This is a genomic window from Cellulosimicrobium sp. So1_17 (genome assembly GCF_055181235.1).
On sequence record NZ_CM143702.1, the window covers coordinates 2,190,924 to 2,205,897 of the forward strand.

The 14,974-nt window shown below is 76.6% G+C and carries 16 protein-coding genes; 6 read left to right on the forward strand and 10 right to left on the reverse strand.

Annotation, left to right across the window (positions count from 1 at the left end; genetic code table 11):
* Nucleotides 1–16: 16 nt before the first annotated feature.
* Nucleotides 17–748 carry an alpha/beta fold hydrolase gene (locus ACZCLJ_RS09590; RefSeq protein ID WP_463106267.1) on the reverse strand — a complete coding sequence of 244 codons (732 nt, stop codon included), beginning with the start codon at nucleotides 746–748 and terminating at the stop codon, nucleotides 17–19.
* Nucleotides 749–861: 113 nt separating this feature from the next.
* On the opposite strand from ACZCLJ_RS09590, the gene ACZCLJ_RS09595 reads away from it, so the two are divergent.
* Complete coding sequence (locus ACZCLJ_RS09595) at nucleotides 862–2,265, forward strand: M18 family aminopeptidase (RefSeq protein WP_463106268.1); 1,404 nt, start codon at nucleotides 862–864, stop codon at nucleotides 2,263–2,265.
* On the opposite strand, the gene ACZCLJ_RS09600 is transcribed toward ACZCLJ_RS09595, so the two are convergent.
* Nucleotides 2,204–2,902, reverse strand: a complete 699-nt coding sequence (locus tag ACZCLJ_RS09600) for an SRPBCC family protein (protein WP_463106269.1) — start codon at nucleotides 2,900–2,902, stop codon at nucleotides 2,204–2,206. The two genes, ACZCLJ_RS09595 and ACZCLJ_RS09600, sit on opposite strands and share 62 nt — an antisense overlap.
* A 6-nt stretch (nucleotides 2,903–2,908) precedes the next feature.
* Here ACZCLJ_RS09600 and ACZCLJ_RS09605 point away from each other — a divergent pair, with 6 nt between their 5' ends.
* Nucleotides 2,909–5,491 (forward strand): DEAD/DEAH box helicase, encoded by a 2,583-nt coding sequence (locus ACZCLJ_RS09605; protein WP_463106270.1) that lies wholly within the window; start codon nucleotides 2,909–2,911, stop codon nucleotides 5,489–5,491.
* Nucleotides 5,492–5,588: 97 nt separating this feature from the next.
* Here ACZCLJ_RS09605 and ACZCLJ_RS09610 read toward each other — a convergent pair whose 3' ends face one another.
* From ACZCLJ_RS09610 to ACZCLJ_RS09625, 4 genes are all read right to left on the reverse strand, one after another.
* Nucleotides 5,589–6,863 (reverse strand): prolyl oligopeptidase family serine peptidase, encoded by a 1,275-nt coding sequence (locus ACZCLJ_RS09610; RefSeq protein WP_463106271.1) that lies wholly within the window; start codon nucleotides 6,861–6,863, stop codon nucleotides 5,589–5,591.
* Nucleotides 6,864–7,016: 153 nt separating this feature from the next.
* On the reverse strand, nucleotides 7,017–7,397 hold the full coding sequence (locus ACZCLJ_RS09615) for an Rv3654c family TadE-like protein (RefSeq protein ID WP_463106272.1): 381 nt from the start codon (nucleotides 7,395–7,397) through the stop codon (nucleotides 7,017–7,019).
* 98 nt (nucleotides 7,398–7,495) lie between these two features.
* Nucleotides 7,496–7,777: a TadE family type IV pilus minor pilin gene (locus ACZCLJ_RS09620; protein ID WP_463106273.1), complete on the reverse strand. Its 282-nt coding sequence runs from the start codon at nucleotides 7,775–7,777 to the stop codon at nucleotides 7,496–7,498.
* A gap of 122 nt (nucleotides 7,778–7,899) precedes the next feature.
* Nucleotides 7,900–8,220 carry a DUF4244 domain-containing protein gene (locus ACZCLJ_RS09625; RefSeq protein ID WP_463106274.1) on the reverse strand — a complete coding sequence of 107 codons (321 nt, stop codon included), beginning with the start codon at nucleotides 8,218–8,220 and terminating at the stop codon, nucleotides 7,900–7,902.
* 298 nt (nucleotides 8,221–8,518) lie between these two features.
* Between ACZCLJ_RS09625 and ACZCLJ_RS09630 the strand changes: the two genes are divergently transcribed.
* The 3 genes from ACZCLJ_RS09630 to ACZCLJ_RS09640 are packed head-to-tail and all read left to right on the forward strand — an operon-like array spanning nucleotide 8,519 to nucleotide 10,547.
* A complete protein-coding gene (locus tag ACZCLJ_RS09630; RefSeq protein WP_463106275.1) occupies nucleotides 8,519–8,935 on the forward strand; it encodes a YciI family protein in 417 nt (138 codons plus the stop codon).
* Entirely contained in the window at nucleotides 8,932–9,279 is a 348-nt protein-coding gene (locus ACZCLJ_RS09635) for a YciI family protein (protein ID WP_463106276.1), read from the forward strand. Before ACZCLJ_RS09630 ends, ACZCLJ_RS09635 begins: the two co-directional genes overlap by 4 nt.
* Entirely contained in the window at nucleotides 9,276–10,547 is a 1,272-nt protein-coding gene (locus ACZCLJ_RS09640) for an RNA polymerase sigma factor (protein WP_463106277.1), read from the forward strand. The genes ACZCLJ_RS09635 and ACZCLJ_RS09640 overlap by 4 nt, the downstream gene beginning before the upstream one ends.
* A gap of 8 nt (nucleotides 10,548–10,555) precedes the next feature.
* Here ACZCLJ_RS09640 and ACZCLJ_RS09645 read toward each other — a convergent pair whose 3' ends face one another.
* Genes ACZCLJ_RS09645 through ACZCLJ_RS09660 form a run of 4 tightly spaced genes read right to left on the reverse strand, consistent with a single transcriptional unit; the run spans nucleotide 10,556 to nucleotide 13,848 of the window.
* On the reverse strand, nucleotides 10,556–11,167 hold the full coding sequence (locus ACZCLJ_RS09645) for a type II secretion system F family protein (protein WP_463106278.1): 612 nt from the start codon (nucleotides 11,165–11,167) through the stop codon (nucleotides 10,556–10,558).
* Nucleotides 11,164–11,865, reverse strand: coding sequence for a hypothetical protein (locus tag ACZCLJ_RS09650; RefSeq protein ID WP_463106279.1), 702 nt, complete (start codon nucleotides 11,863–11,865; stop codon nucleotides 11,164–11,166). Before ACZCLJ_RS09650 ends, ACZCLJ_RS09645 begins: the two co-directional genes overlap by 4 nt.
* Before the next feature lie 31 nt (nucleotides 11,866–11,896).
* Nucleotides 11,897–13,126, reverse strand: a complete 1,230-nt coding sequence (locus ACZCLJ_RS09655; protein ID WP_463106280.1) for a TadA family conjugal transfer-associated ATPase — start codon at nucleotides 13,124–13,126, stop codon at nucleotides 11,897–11,899.
* Nucleotides 13,123–13,848: a CpaE-like family protein gene (locus ACZCLJ_RS09660; protein ID WP_463106281.1), complete on the reverse strand. Its 726-nt coding sequence runs from the start codon at nucleotides 13,846–13,848 to the stop codon at nucleotides 13,123–13,125. Before ACZCLJ_RS09660 ends, ACZCLJ_RS09655 begins: the two co-directional genes overlap by 4 nt.
* 205 nt (nucleotides 13,849–14,053) lie before the next feature.
* On the opposite strand from ACZCLJ_RS09660, the gene ACZCLJ_RS09665 reads away from it, so the two are divergent.
* Nucleotides 14,054–14,893, forward strand: coding sequence for an HAD family hydrolase (locus ACZCLJ_RS09665; RefSeq protein WP_463106282.1), 840 nt, complete (start codon nucleotides 14,054–14,056; stop codon nucleotides 14,891–14,893).
* Nucleotides 14,894–14,974 lie beyond the last annotated feature (81 nt).

Genomic DNA, 14,974 nt, shown 5'->3' on the forward strand with positions numbered 1-14,974 from the left:
GCCCCGGACTCATCGCTCAGGTCGTGCGGACCAGCCGCGCGACCTCGTCCGGGCGGGTCAGGGGGAACAGGTGACCCTGCTTCGCGACCCCGACCCGCGGCAGGTCCAGCCGCTCGGCGAGCTCGCGCTGCTCGCGCAGGAACCGGGCGCTCGCACGCGTCCCGGTGACGAGCAGCGGGCGGGCGGACGCGGGCAGGCGCCGGCCGTCGTCGAGCAGCCCGCGCACGCGGGGCGCCTGCGCCCAGCTCGCCGCCCACTGGTCCGCGATCTCGAGCCACCCGGGACGGCCGCCGTAACGTTCGGCCGCGACGTCGCGGGCGAGAAGGTCGGGCCGGCGCGCGACGGCGCGGACGGCCGCCCGGCGCAGCGCCGGTCCGCTCGGTGCGAGGACGTCGGCGACGGCGCCGACGACCGCTCGTCCGGCGCGTGTCACACCCGTCCCCGGGTGCAGGGCCGGGCGGTGCCGCTCGAACGGGCTCGAGGGGTCCAGGAGGACGAGGCGCCGCACCTCGCCGGGGTGGAGCAGCGCCCACTCGAGCGCGGCGAGACCGCCCGCGGAGTGCCCGACGAGCGCGACGTCGTCGGACCCGTCGACACCGAGCGCGGAACGGAGCGCGTCCGCCGGGTCGGTGACGGGTGTGCGCCACGCGTCGAGGACGCGGACGTCGCCGTCCGGACCGATCGCCCGGGCGAGTGGGGCGTAGTCCTCCGCCGTCAGGGCGAGCCCCGGCAGCACGACCCAGATCATCGCGCTCTCCTCTCGCTGCCCGGCGACGCCGTCACGACGGTACGCGGTCGACCTGGACGCTTCCCGGACGTCGGCCGAGGAGGGACCGTGCGGCCCGGTGCGAGACTGGCACCATGCCCGCACCGACCGCTGCCGCGCACGAGCACGCCCTCGACCTCATGTCCTTCGTCCAGGCCTCGCCGTCGTCGTTCCACGCGGCGCACGAGGTCGCACGCCGCCTCGTCGCCGCGGGCTTCACCCAGCTCACGGAGTCGGACGCGTGGCCGTCGCACGCGCCGGCGACCGGTCCCCACCGCCCGGTGGATCCCGCGCCCGAGGACGACGGACGGTACGTCGTCGTGCGCGACGGCGCGGTGATCGCCTGGGTCGTGCCCCGGGGCGCGACCGCGACGACGCCGTTCGCGATCCTCGGCGCCCACACGGACTCGCCGGGGTTCAAGCTCAAGCCGCGGCCGAGCCTCGTGCGCGAGGGCTGGTGGCAGGCCGGCGTCGAGATCTACGGCGGGCCGCTGCTCAACTCGTGGCTCGACCGCGAGCTCGAGCTCGCCGGGCGCGTCGTGGTGGGTGACGGCACGCGACCGGACGACGTGCACCTCGTGCGCACCGGTCCGCTGCTGCGCATCCCGCAGCTCGCGATCCACCTGGACCGCCAGGTGAACGAGGGCCTCGCCCTCGACAAGCAGCAGCACACCCAGCCGGTCTGGGGGCTGTCGTCGACGGCGGGGGCCGCCGGCTCCGACCGAGCCGGGACGCACGACGGACCGGCGGAGGCCGACGTCCTCGCCGAGCTCGCGCACCACGCAGGGGTCCGCGCGAGCGAGGTCACGGGCTACGACGTCGTCGTCGCCGACACCCAGGAGCCGCGGGTCTTCGGGGCGCGCGACGCGTTCCTCGCGTCGGGTCGGCTCGACAACCTGATCTCGGTCCACGCCGGGCTCACGGCGCTGCTCGAGGTCGCCGACGGGTTCGGCGGGGACGACGCGGCGACCACCATCCCGGTGCTCGCCGCGTTCGACCACGAGGAGATCGGGTCGGAGTCCCGCGCGGGGGCGTCGGGGCCGTTCCTGGCCGACGTGCTCGCGCGGATCGACGCGATGCAGGGCGTGACCGCGGAGGAGCGTCACCGCCGGCTCGCCGGGTCGTTGTGCGTGTCGAGCGACGTCGGGCACTCGGTGCACCCCAACTACCCCGAGCGCCACGACCCCGCGAACCGCCCGCTCGCGGGCGGCGGCCCGATCCTCAAGATCAACGCCAACCAGCGGTACACGACCGACGCGCTCGGCGCCGCGGCGTGGGCGCGCGCGTGCGCGGCGGCGGGTGTGCCGAGCCAGGAGTTCGTGTCGCGCAACACGGTCCCGTGCGGCTCGACGATCGGGCCGCTCACCGCGACGCGCCTCGGGATCCGGACCGTCGACGTCGGCGTGCCGATCCTGTCGATGCACTCCGCGCGCGAGCTCACGGCCGTCGTCGACCCGTGGTACCTCGCGCGGGCCGTCGTCGAGGTGTTCCGCGGCTGACCCGCTCCGCGCGGTCCCTCACCCCGCGCAGCATCTTCTGCGTCATGAGGAAGCTCACGGGTTGCACGGCCTCGACGACGGCTCGCCCTGGCCGGCTCGTGGGACGGTAGCGCTCGCGCACGAGGAGCCGCGTGCGCGCGCCGCCCCCGCCTCCCGGCGGGAGGGCGCGGAGGACGAACGCCCACGAGAACGCGAACGGCATCACGTCGGGCTCGCCCGGACCCGGGGCGCCGAGCAGCACGAGGTGGTCCTCCGGCTCGAGCAGCGCGACGCGCAGAGCGGCCTGCGCGGCGAGACGGACGTCGTCGCCGACGGCGAGCGACTGCCACCGGTCCTCGATCGTTCCCGCGCTGCGGATGCCGAGGCCGGCGAGGTTCTCCAGCAGGTCATAGGAGTAGAAGCCGCCGCGCCCCTGGCCGAGCTGCACGAGCCACGGCCAGACGTCGCCCGGCGGGGCGTCGATCGTCACGCCGCGCGTCGCGACGACGCGCGCGTGCGGTACGAGGTCGTCGCCGGGCAGTCGCGCGGCGTGCTCGTCGTCGCGCGTGCCCCACGTCTGCATCGGGCGACGCGTGAGCAGCAGCGCGCCGACGCCCGCCGCCACGGCTCCGAGCACCCCGCGTCCCGTCCTCGCCATACCTCGATGGTCCACCCCCGAGCCCGGCCCGCGCGAGGGCCGCAGGTCCCGACCTCAGGGTGGGCACGGGGTGGAAGACTCGTGGGCGTGCACCACGCTCCCGCCCCGCCGACGAACGCGCTGCTCCGCGTGCTCCTCGCGGGCGGCCGCCGCGCGGACCGGCTGACGCACGTGCGGGAGCTGCCGGCGCGCGACGGTGTGCACGGCGACTGGCCCGCGTGGTCGGACGCCGCGCTCGTGGCCGGGTACCGCGCGCTGGGCGTGCAGCGGCCGTGGGTGCACCAGACCGTCGCCGCCGACGCCGCGTGGTCGGGCCGGCACGTCGCGCTCGCGACGTCGACGGGGTCGGGCAAGTCCCTCGCGTTCTGGCTCCCGGCGCTGACGTCGGTCCGGGCCGACGTCGCGGCCCGCACGCTCGACCCCGGACGCATCGAGTCCGTCGCGCGCCGCGGGTCCGTGCTGTACCTCTCGCCGACCAAGGCCCTGGCGGCCGACCAGCTCGCCGGCCTCCAGCGCCTCCTCGACGCGGCCGGGACGCAGGACGTGCGGGTCTCGACGTGCGACGGCGACACGTCGCCCGACGAGCGGCGGTGGGTGCGCGAGCACGCGGACGTCGTGCTCACGAACCCGGACTTCCTGCACTTCGCGCTGCTGCCGAACCACCGCCGCTGGTCGCGGCTCCTGCGCGACCTGCGCTACGTCGTCGTGGACGAGGGCCACGCCTACCGCGGCGTCTTCGGCGCGCACGTGTCGCTCGTGCTGCGGCGGCTGCGTCGTCTCGCCGCGCACTACGCCCGCGAGGGGGACCCCGCGCCGACGTTCGTCGTGGCCTCGGCGACGACGGCGGACCCCGCGGTGAGCGCGGCACGGCTCGTCGGAGTGGAGCCGGCGGACGTCGTGACGGTCGCGGGCGACACGTCACCGTCGGGGCACCGCACGTTCGTGCTGTGGGAGCCGCCCGTCGTGGCCGGCTTCGGCGCGGCGGCGGGGTCGCAGCAACCGGAGGAGCACGTCGACGACCCGGCAGTGCCCACGGTGTCGACCGAGGCCCAGGAGGCCCCCGAGCACCCGCGGCGCAGCGCGACGTCGGAGGCGGCGGACCTGCTCGCCGACCTCGTCCTCGCCGGCGCGCGCACGCTCGCGTTCACGCGCTCGCGCCGGGGCGCCGAGGCGGTCGCGACGCAGACCCAGGACTACCTGCGCCCCGTCGACGCCGACCTCGCGCGCCGCGTCGCGGCGTACCGGGGCGGGTACCTGCCCGAGGAGCGGCGCGAGCTCGAGGACGCGGTGCGCTCCGGCGCGGTGCGCGCGCTGGCCACGACGAACGCCCTCGAGCTCGGCGTCGACATCTCCGGCCTCGACGCGGTGCTCGTGGCGGGCTGGCCGGGCACGCGCATGTCCGTCTGGCAGCAGGCCGGCCGCGCGGGACGTGCGGGCGCGGACGGGCTCGTGGCGTTCGTCGCGCGCGAGGACCCGCTCGACACGTACCTCGTGCACCACCCCGAGGCGATCTTCGACGCCCCGCTCGAGGCGACGGTCTTCGACCCCGCCAACCCGTACGTCCTCGCACCTCACCTGTGCGCCGCGGCCGCGGAGGTCCCCCTCCGCTCGGAGGACCTCGCCGAGTTCGGCGACCCGGCCGCCGTGACCGACCTGCTCGGCGTGCTCGTCGCGCGGGGAGCGCTGCGGCGTCGTGCGTCGGGCTGGTACTGGACGCACGCGCAGCCCGCCGCGGGGATGACGGACCTGCGCGGCTCCGGCGGCTCTCCCGTCCGCGTGGCCGAGGCGCGCACGGGACGTCTCCTCGGGACGGTGGACGCCGCGTCGGCCGACGGGACCGTGCACGACGGCGCGGTGTACGTCCACCAGGGCGCCACCTACGTGGTCGAGCACCTCGACCTGACCGACGGCGTCGCGCTCGTGCGGCGCACCGACGTCGACTTCGGCACCTGGTCCCGTTCCGTCACGTCGATCACGATCGCCGACGAGCCGGGGCCCGGTGACGCGGCCGCCGGGCGCGAGGTCGTCGAGCGGCGCTGGGGGCCCGTTGGCTGGGGGTACGGGCCGGTCGACGTGAGCTCGCAGGTCGTGAGCTTCCAGCGCCGCCGTCTGCCCGACCTGCAGATCCTGGGGACCGAGCCCCTCGACCTGCCGGAGCACACGCTGCCCACCATGGCCGTGTGGTGGACGGTGCCCGAGTCGGTGCTCGAGGAGGCCGGGGTCGACGCGGACACCGCGCCCGGCGCGCTGCACGCCGCCGAGCACGCGTCGATCGGGTTGCTCCCCCTCCTCGCGACGTGCGACCGCTGGGACCTCGGCGGTGTGTCCACGGCGCTGCACGTCGACACCGAGCAGGCGACGGTGTTCGTCTACGACGCCTACCCGGGCGGCGCGGGCTTCGCCGAGCGCGGGTTCGAGCTGGGCGCGACCTGGCTGCGCGCGACGCGCGACGCGATCGTGCGCTGCCCGTGCCACGACGGGTGCCCCGCGTGCGTCCAGTCGCCCAAGTGCGGGTCGTACAACGCGCCGCTGGACAAGGACGCCGCCGTGCGGCTGCTCGACGCCGTGCTCGCGTACGCGCCGGACTGAGGCTGCGCCGTCGGACCGCCGCGCCCTGGCACGGTGACGGCACGGCCGGTGGCCGCGCTCCCGTGCCCGGTCGGCACGGGAGCGCGTCGCCGTGCTGCTAGTCGTCGAGCGACTGCTGCGCCGTCCACTCCCAGAGGGTGACGCCCTCGGGCGTGGTGGGCGCGTTGCGTGCCTGGTAGATCCACGACCAGTGACCGGGGTAGGTCACCCCGTCCCACGTCACGTCGTCGTACAGCGACAGGATCGAGCCGGGCAGCTGCTCGTGCGCCCACACGCTGGTCTCGGCGTACGGGACGGTGGGGTCGTTGCGCGCGTGGACGAACCACGTCGGCGTGCCCTCGAGCGCGGCGATCTCGGCTGCGTCGATGCGGTAGGTGCCGCCCGTGTAGTACGCCGGCGCCGAGACGGCGAGGGACGCGAAGTCGTCCGGGTAGGCGGCCACCAGTCGGGTGGCCATGTACCCGCCGGCCGAGGCGCCGGCGACGTGGATGCGATCGGTGTCGACCTTGTACCGGCCGGCGATCTCGTCGACCAGGCCTCGCAGCCGCTCCTGGTAGCCCGCGGAGTCCGCGTTGTACCAGGTGTCCGGGACCTGCGGCACGAGCACGTACGCGCCGCCGAGGATCTTCTGCGCCTCCGGCGTCGCGAAGCCGAGCGCGCCGCGGTTGGCGCGCAGCGGCGGCTCGTTGCCGTAGTAGCCGCCCAGCCCGCCCTCACCGTTGCCGTGCAGCCAGACGACGAGGGCACGGTCACCGCCGCCGCGCCGGTCCGGCGTGAACAGGCGGTAGTTGAGGCCGGTGCCCGAGACCCCCGCGCGGAACGCGTCGACCTCCGGGTCGACGAGGTCGCCCTGGACGAAGCCCCGGATCGTCACGTCGCGGCCGTTGCGCAGCTCGAGCGGGGCGTTCTGCACGATCGTGTAGGTCAGGTCGAGCAGCACGTTGCGCCCACCCACGGGCTGGTAGGTGAGCGTGTCCGCGCCGGGCGTGCCGAACCCGGACGCGAGCTCCAGGTGGATGTCGCCCGAGCGGGTCAGCTCCACCCCCGTGACGGTCCGCTCGACGTCGAACACCTGCTGCGGCCGGCCGCCGCGGTCGACGTCGTCCGGGTAGGCGCCGACGGCCCGCACGGTGAACGTGCCGGTGCTCAGCGACGCCGGGTCGATCGTGCGCAGCCGGTGCGCGTCGATCGTGATGCCCGTGACCTGCTCCCCGGAGTCGAGCACCTCGGCGTCGAGCGTGAACGTGGTCTCGGCGACGCGCCCCGGCGGGTCGTCGCGGGGAGCGGCGACGCCCGGGGCGGCGACGGCGGTGAGGGCGAGCGACGCGACGGCGGCCGCCGCGATGCGCCAGCGGTTCGGCAGGACGTGCATAGGGTGCCTCCAGATCATCGTTGACCACGCCCGGCTCCGGGCGCGAGGACCTTCCGAACGCTACCGACTTCACCCGGGCTCGCCCGGGGGCAGGGCGTCACGAGGTCGGACGCGTCCGCCTGACGAAGCCCCGCGGCAGCGCCGACCTCGTGCTCACCCTGCCCGGGCCGTCGCCGGTCCGGCCCGCGCGGCCCCTGCCGCCTCGCCGAGCGTGACGCCGAGCACCGAGACCGTCGGCCCGAACACGACGTCGACGCGGACGGCGCCCGCGCCCGTCTCGGTGCACGCGACGACCCGCACGCCGTTGCGGCTCGCCGTCTCGCGGGCGCGTCCGCACGGGTCCCATCCGTCGCGCAGCGCCGCGGCGGCAGCGAGCGCGGCGAGGTCGGCACCGGCCTGAGCCCGACCCCGCGCGGCCTGTGCCTGCGCGAGCCCTCCGAGCCCGACGAGCACGACGAGCAGGGCGGCGACGATCCCGAGCACGAGCACCGTGCCCGCCCCGTGCTCGCCGTCCGACGACCGCTCCGTGGCCACCCCGTGGCCCGGGAGGCCCGGCCCGCGTCCTCCTCGCCGCCCGGTCACGGCTCGCAACCCGGCCACGGCTCGCCGGTTGGTCACGACTCGCCGCCCGGTCATGGCTCGACGCGCGCCACGGCGTGCCCGCTCGCGCGCAGCGGCGCCGCCGAGAGCCAGCCCCCGACGACCGGGCAGGTCACGGTGACCTCGACCCACGGCTCGCCGCGCACGACGGTCACCTGCGCGCCGTCGCCCGCGACGTGCTGAGCCGTGGAGCGCACGGTCGCGTCGTCCTCCCCGATCGCCGCTGCCCGCGCTCCCGCCCTCGCCGCGTCCGCGGAGCGCATCTGGGCGCCCGCGGCCGCGGCGAGGGTGAGCACGGCGACGAGGACGAGCACGACCGCCGGCAACGCGACCGCGAGCTCGGCGGTGACGGCACCTCGCTCGCGCGCTGCAGGGCCGGGACCCCACGGTCCGCGGAGGGTCGCGACCGACCGCCGTGACCGCTCTCGTCGCACGATCAGCCCAGCGAGAGCGCGCTGCGGACGATGCCGAGCAGCAGCTCACGCACCTCGCCGCTCCGGAGCACGACGATCAGCAGGCCGGCGAACCCCGCCGCGGCGACCGTCGCGATCGCGTACTCCGCGGTCGCGAGGCCCGCCTCCCGGTCGTGCGCGCCGTCGGCTCCGGTGAGCCGTGCGAGCACGCGCCCGGCCGCCTTCTCCGGCCTCCGGGGCCGGCCCTCTCCTGCCGTCTCCTCCGTCGCCGGGGCTCCGCCCCACGTCACCGACCCCTTCGACGCCACGCGTCCCGTCGACCTCTCGGTCCTCGTCCTGGTCATGACCCTCTCCTTCTCGCGGCCCGCGGTCGCGGGCGGTCCGGCCACTCTGGCGAGAGCAGGACGGACGGCGCAGGCGTCGCCGGGCACGCGGTGGACGGGACACCTGTCGGCCGGGCCTGTGGACGGCCAGGACCGGCGCACTCTCCCGGGCCCCGTCGCGCCGGTTCCGAGAGCGGCTGCGCATTCTCTGCCAGAGTGGTGTCGATCTACGCCGGTCTCGCGCGTCATCGTCACGAGACCTCGACCGAGGTCCTTCGTCCGGGCCGACCGGACGGCGGCACGACGTCAGGAGACGACCATGAGCACCGAGTACGTCATCCTCATCCACGACGACGAGAGCGCGTGGGTGGACCCCTCACCCGAGCTCCGCGCAGCCACCTACGCGCGGCACGACGAGTTCGCCCGCCTCGCCGCGGCCGGGGGCCACGAGGTCACGGGTGGCGGCGAGCTGCGCAAGACGTTCACCGCGCGGGTCGTGCGGCCCGGCGCCACGCCGGACCAGGCGCTCGTCACCGACGGACCGTTCGCCGAGCTCGCCGAGCAGGTCGGCGGGTACTACGTCGTCCAGACCGCGGACCTCGACGGCCTCGTGCGTGTCCTCGCGACCGCGTTCGCGGGCAGCCCCGAGACGTTCGAGGTCCGCCCCGTGGTGTCCGAGGAGGAGCACGCGGCCGGGCACGACGCGAGCGCCGACGTGGCCGAGGTCGACGCATGAGGTTCATGGTGCTGCTGTACGAGGACGAGCAGGTCTGGGCACGGATGCGTGATGCGCACCGCGACGAGTACCTCCGGCGCCACGACGACTTCGCCGCCGCGGTGCGCGCGCGGGGGACGATCGTGGCCGCCGAGGCGCTGGCCCCTGTCGCCGCCGCCACGACCCTGCGTCGTGCCGACCAGCGCGTCACGGTGACCGAGGGCCCCTTCGCGGAGACCGTGGAGCACCTCGGCGGCTTCTACCTGGTCGACCTGCCCGACCTCGACGCCGTGGTGGACGCCGTCGCCCTCCTGCCGCCCTACACGGTCGAGGTCCGCCCCGTGGTCGACGTCGACGACCTGTGAGCACCGGAGGGCCGTCCCCGGCGGACGACGCGCTCGCCGCTGCCTGGCGCGAGCACTGGGCACGGCTCCTCGGTGCCCTCGTGGCCCGCTACCGCCGACCGGACCTCGCCGAGGACGCGCTCGCCGACGCGTTCGCGGCGGCCGCTCGGACCTGGCCGGCGGACGGCGTCCCCGCCAACCCCGCCGGCTGGCTGCGCACCGCTGCCGGCCGGCGGGTCCTGGACCGTCTCCGCGCGGAGGCGGTCGCCCTCCGGAAGGAACCCCTGATGGTCGTCGAGGAGCGTGGTCGGCCCGGATCACCCGATCCTGGCGACGACCGCGACGAGGGCGCGCACGTCCCCGACGAACGTCTGCGGCTCGTCTTCGCGTGCTCCCACCCCGCGCTCGCCCCCGAGGCCCGCGCGGCTCTCACGCTCCGGTTCGTCGCCGGTCTCGGGGTACCCGACATCGCGCGGCTGTTCCTCGTGCCCGAGGCGACCATGGCGGCGCGCATCACGCGGGCCAAGAAGCGCCTCGCGGCGTCGGGCATCCCGTTCGCGGTGCCTGCGCCCGAGCACCTCGACGAACGGCTCGACGTCGTCGCGACGGTGCTCTACCTCGTCTTCACCGCCGGCTACGCGCCCGGGACGGGGCCCGACCTGGTCCGCGTCGAGCTCGCGGGCGAGGCGATCCGCCTGGTCGGTCTCCTCGACGAGCTGCTCCCGGGCCGCCCCGTCGTCCGCGCCCTCCTCGCGCTCCTCGTGCTGCAGCACGCGCGTCGCGACGCGAGGACCGGCCCCGACGGCGCCCTGGTCCTGCTCGCGGACCAGGACCGTTCGCGGTGGCACGCCGACGAGATCGTCGTCGGGCTCGAGGTCCTCTCCTCCGTGCCCGACGACGCTGCCGGGCTCGCGCAGGACTACCTCCTCCAGGCGCGGGTCGCCGCGGAGCACGCCGTCGCACGCACCGCGGGCGACACCGACTGGGCCGCGATCGCGACCCTCTACGCGGCGCTCGAGGACCACACCGGATCGCCCGTCGTCCGCCTCGCGCGCGCCGTCGCGGTCGCCGAGTCCTCGGGTCCGGAGGCCGGGCTCGCCCTGCTCGACGGGCTCGACGCCGCCCTGCCTCACCACCACCGGCTCCTGGCCGTGCGCGGCGAGCTCCTCGCGCGCTCCGGGCGGGCCGACGCCGCAGTCGCCGCGCTGGAGCTCGCGATCGAGCGGTGCGCCAACGACGTCGAGCGCGCGCACCTCGAGCGCCGTCGCCGGGAGGTCGCCGGCGGGTGAGCCGTGGTTCAGCTGCCGAGGAGACCCGAACCGAGCGAGAGCAGCACGGGCAGCAGGCCCACGAGGACGAACGCCGGCAGGAAGCACGCGCCGAGCGGCAGGACGAGGTGGACGCCGAGCCGGGCCGCGGCGCTCCGCGCGGCCGCCGCACGGTCCTGCCGCAGCGCGTCCCCCGCCGCCCGCAGCGAGCCGACCGGTCCCGCGCCGTGCACCCAGGACGGCCGCAGGGCACGGCGCACCACGTCGAGGCGTCGGGGGACGTCGTCCCACGCGCCGTCCCAGGCCGACCCGAGCACGAGCGCGGCGCTCGCCCGGCGCAGGCACGCGCCGTCGGGCCCGCCGACCGCGGCACCCACGGCGTCGAGGGCCCGCGGCACCGACGCCCCCGCTCGCACCGCCGCGGCGAGGAGCTCGAGGACCACACCGGTCTCGATCGGCGTCTCCCTCCCGGGGCGTCCGGCAGCGCGGTCGGCCGCACGCCGGACCGCGCCGTTCCGCGCGATCCCGCGCGACGCCGCGGCAAGACCGACGACCCTGCGCGCGGCCGCGGACCGGGCGAGCCACCACGGCGACGACGCGACGAGGACGCAGCCGGCGACGACCAGCGCGAGCCCGCTCACGGCTCCTCTCCCGCGACGCGCGCCCGGTCGACGAGCCGCGCGGACCATGCGCGACCGACGGCGAGCAGCAGGACGCCGAGGAGCAGGGCGCCCGTCCCGACGCCTCCGTCGAGCGCGGTGGCGACCGGGTCCGCACCGAGCACGTAGCCGAGGAGGACGCCCACGGCGGGCAGCCAGAGCAGCACGCGCGTCGTCGCCCGAGGTCCGGCGAGAGCCGCCTCCCGCGCGGCGCGCGACTCGGCCTCGGCGGCGATCGACGCCGACACCTCGTCCAGCACGGTGGCGAGCGGGGCCCCCACGTCGCCCGCGACGCGGCACGCGGCCACCACCGCCCGAGCCGTGGCGTCGCCGCCCACGTGCGCGGCGAGGTCCGTCGCGCGCGGTGTCCCGGTCGCGTCGACCCGTACGCCGGTCGTGCGCTCCCAGGCCGCCCCGGGCGGCTGGCCCGCACGCAGCAGCGCACCGACCTGGGTCACGACGAGGCGCACGGCGTCCGCCTCCGCCGGGTCGTCCCGACGACTTCCCCGTCGCCGACGACGGCGGTCCGCCTCGCCCGAGCGCCCGCCGACCGCTCGCGCCCCACCCGCGAGCGTGCCGGGCGCGAGGCCGCCTCGCACCGCCACCGACGCACGACGCCCGCCCGGGTCGACGACGCACCACACGGCGAACGCGACGAGCACACCCACGACGGCCGTCACGCCACGCTCCCCACGTTCGTGCCACGCACGCTCATGCCGACCACCGGCGCACCAGCTCGCCCCACGCCGGACCCGGCCGGGGATCACCGCGGCCGTCCCACGACGCGGCGAGGTCGACGACCAGACCGGTCCGGTCGTCCCGGCGGACGAGCCCGACCTGGGCGAGGAACCGTCGCCGCGCGACCTCGACCCCGCCACGCCGTAGGTGCAGCACGACGTCGAGGCCGCTCGCCGCCTGCGCCGCCACCGCGACGCGGTCCATCCCGGCGAGCGCCGCGAGCGCCTCCAGCCGCGCGGGGATCACCCCGACGTCGTTGGCGTGGAGGGTCGCGAGCCCGCCCTCGTGGCCCGTGTTCAGCGCCATGAGGACCTCACGGACCTCGGCCCCCCGGCACTCGCCGAGCACGATCCGGTCGGGGCGCATGCGCAGCGCGGCCCGGACGAGGTCCGCGAGCTCGACGCCGCCCGCGCCCTCGACGTTCGGGCGGCGCGCGGTGAGCGGCACGACGTGCGGGTGGTCGGGCACGAGCTCCCGGGCCTCCTCGACGCACACGACGCGCTCGTCGTGCGGGACGAGCGCGAGCAGGGCCGCCAGCAGCGTCGTCTTGCCGGTACCCGTGCCGCCGGAGACGAGCATCGAGGCGCGCCGCGCGACGAGCACCCGCAGCAGCGGCTCCCACGCGGGAGGGACCGTCCCGTGCGCGACGAGCTCGGCCAGGCCGAACGCGCTCGGCCGGAGCACGCGCAGCGAGATGACCGCACCCGCGGCGCACACGGGCGCGACCACGGCGTGCAGGCGGGTCCCGTCGGGCAGGCGCGCGTCCACGACCGGGCTCGCGTCGTCGAGCCGCCCGCCTCCGGCCGCCGCGAGCCGGGCGGCGAGGGCGCGCACGTCGTCCGGACCACCGAGCGAGACCGACACGCGCTCGAGCCCGGAGCCCCGGTCGACCCACACGTCGTCCGGTCCGTTGACCAGGACGTCGGTGACACCGGTCTCCTCGAGCAGGTGCTGCAGCGGCCCGGCCCCGTAGAGCTCTGCCCGCGCGGCGCGGGTGAGCTCGCGCAGAGCCGTGGAGCCGATCACCCGGCCCGAGGCCCTGAGCGCGTCGGCGAGCCGGGCGTCGACACGACGTGCATCGTCGTGCCCGGTGCCGTCGTGCCCGGTGCCGTCGTGCCCGGCGCTGTCGTCGCCGGGCTCCCGCCCTGCGCGCGCGAGCCGGTCCCGCACGCCGTCGAGCAGGCCCGCGGTCGTGGACGTCATGCCCGCCTCCCCGGCTCGAGGTAGCGCGCTGCGAGCACCCGGCCCGCGCGCTCGACGGGACCGCCCGGGGGGCACGGCCCGTGGCCCCGCTCGACCGCTCCCGCGACCCGGCGGTCCCACCGGACGCTCGCGGCGACGTCGAGGCCGACAGCGTGCGCGACCTCCGCCACGGAAAGCCGTCCGGGCGCGGGGTGCCGCACGACGAGCGCGGCCGGACGACCCGCGAGGTGTGCGCCGAGGGCGACCGCTCCGCCGACGGCGGGGACGTCGAGCGGCGTCACGACGAGCACCTCGTCGCACGCGGCGAGCAGCTCGCCGACCGGCCGCCAGAGGGTCGCACGCCCGACGTCGAGCACGACGAGCCCGCCGCGCGGCACGACGTCCTCGGCCAGCGCCGCGACGACGTCCACCACGCTCTCGGGCACGGGACCGCCCTCGGTCGTCGCGCTGACCACCGCCACGTCGGACCAGCGGGGCAGCCTGCCGAGCAGGTCGACGCCGTCGAGGCGGCCTCGCGCGTCGCCCAGGTCGGGCCAGCGCACGCCCGGCTCGTCCTCGACGCCGAGCAGGACGTCGAGCCCGGCGCCCGCACCGGCGAGGTCGACGAGGCACGCGGGCGCGCGGCGTCGGACCGCGGCGCGCGCGAGGGCGGCCGCGACGACGCTGGCCCCTGCCCCTCCCCGCGCCGCGACGACCCCCACCACCGCACCCGTGCTGCCCACGTGCCCTCCGTCCCGCGTCCGCCCGCCCTGCCCGCCCTGCCTGTGCCCACCGACCTGTCTCCCGGCACCTGCTCCCCGAGCGGTCTCGTTCCGCACACCCTGGGTCCTCGCGGAGCGGTCGCGCGACCGGCCCGGCACGCCCTGTGGACGGCACCCCGGCACGCCGGGCCTGTGGACGGCCACGCTGCGCCGCTAGGCTCACCGCGTGAACTCGTCGACGGACCACTCGCCACCGCGCACCGACGGTCGCGTCGCCGCGTTCTTCGACCTGGACAAGACGATCATCGCGACGTCGTCGGCCGCGGCGTTCTCCCGACCGTTCTTCGCGGGAGGCCTGATCAACCGTGCCGACGTGCTGCGCAGCGCGTACGCGCACTTCCTGTTCATGGTGGGCGGCGCCGACGCCGACCAGACCGAGCGGATGCGCGCCCACCTGTCGAGCCTCGTGACGGGCTGGGACGTCGCGACCGTCTCGCGCATCGTCGAGGAGACCCTGCACGAGCACATCGACCCGGTCGTCTACGCGGAGGCGGTCGAGCTCATCGACTCCCACCACGCGCACGGCCACGACGTCGTCGTCGTGTCGGCGTCGGGGAGCGAGGTGGTCGAACCCATCGCGGCGGTGCTCGGCGCCGACCACGCCATCTCGTCGCGCATGGCGATCGAGGAGGGCCGCTACACGGGCGGGATCGACTTCTACGCCTACGGCGAGAACAAGGCCGCCGCGATCCGCGAGCTCGCCGAGCGTGAGGGCTACGACCTCGGCGCGAGCTACGCCTACTCCGACTCGGTCACCGACGCGCCCATGCTGGCGGAGGTCGGCCACGCGTCCGTGGTGAACCCCGACCGGGCGCTGCGTCGTCTCGCCGCGGAGCACGGCTGGGGCGTCCTCGCGTTCACCAAGCCCGTCGCGCTGCGCTCCCACCTCGCGCCCACGACGCCGGCGCTCGCCGCCGCGGGCCTCGTCACGCTCGCCGTCGTGGGCTGGGTCGTGTGGCGGGCGGTGCGCCGCCGGCGCCGCCACGGGCGCGCGACGGAGGCCTGACCGGACGTCCCGGACCAACCTCGCGAGGCGGGCTCGAACACGGGTAGAACACGCTGTGAGGGTCTGCCCACGGGCTTGCGG

What these genes read in the sequence shown, in the direction of transcription:
- ACZCLJ_RS09590 (WP_463106267.1), bottom strand. Translation starts at nt 748, where the DNA reads ATGATCTGGGTCGTGCTGCCGGGGCTCGCCCTGACGGCGGAGGACTAC.
- ACZCLJ_RS09595 (WP_463106268.1), top strand. Translation starts at nt 862, where the DNA reads ATGCCCGCACCGACCGCTGCCGCGCACGAGCACGCCCTCGACCTCATG.
- ACZCLJ_RS09600 (WP_463106269.1), bottom strand. Translation starts at nt 2,902, where the DNA reads ATGGCGAGGACGGGACGCGGGGTGCTCGGAGCCGTGGCGGCGGGCGTC.
- ACZCLJ_RS09605 (WP_463106270.1), top strand. Translation starts at nt 2,909, where the DNA reads ATGGTCCACCCCCGAGCCCGGCCCGCGCGAGGGCCGCAGGTCCCGACC.
- ACZCLJ_RS09610 (WP_463106271.1), bottom strand. Translation starts at nt 6,863, where the DNA reads ATGCACGTCCTGCCGAACCGCTGGCGCATCGCGGCGGCCGCCGTCGCG.
- ACZCLJ_RS09625 (WP_463106274.1), bottom strand. Translation starts at nt 8,220, where the DNA reads ATGACCAGGACGAGGACCGAGAGGTCGACGGGACGCGTGGCGTCGAAG.
- ACZCLJ_RS09630 (WP_463106275.1), top strand. Translation starts at nt 8,519, where the DNA reads ATGAGCACCGAGTACGTCATCCTCATCCACGACGACGAGAGCGCGTGG.
- ACZCLJ_RS09635 (WP_463106276.1), top strand. Translation starts at nt 8,932, where the DNA reads ATGAGGTTCATGGTGCTGCTGTACGAGGACGAGCAGGTCTGGGCACGG.
- ACZCLJ_RS09655 (WP_463106280.1), bottom strand. Translation starts at nt 13,126, where the DNA reads ATGACGTCCACGACCGCGGGCCTGCTCGACGGCGTGCGGGACCGGCTC.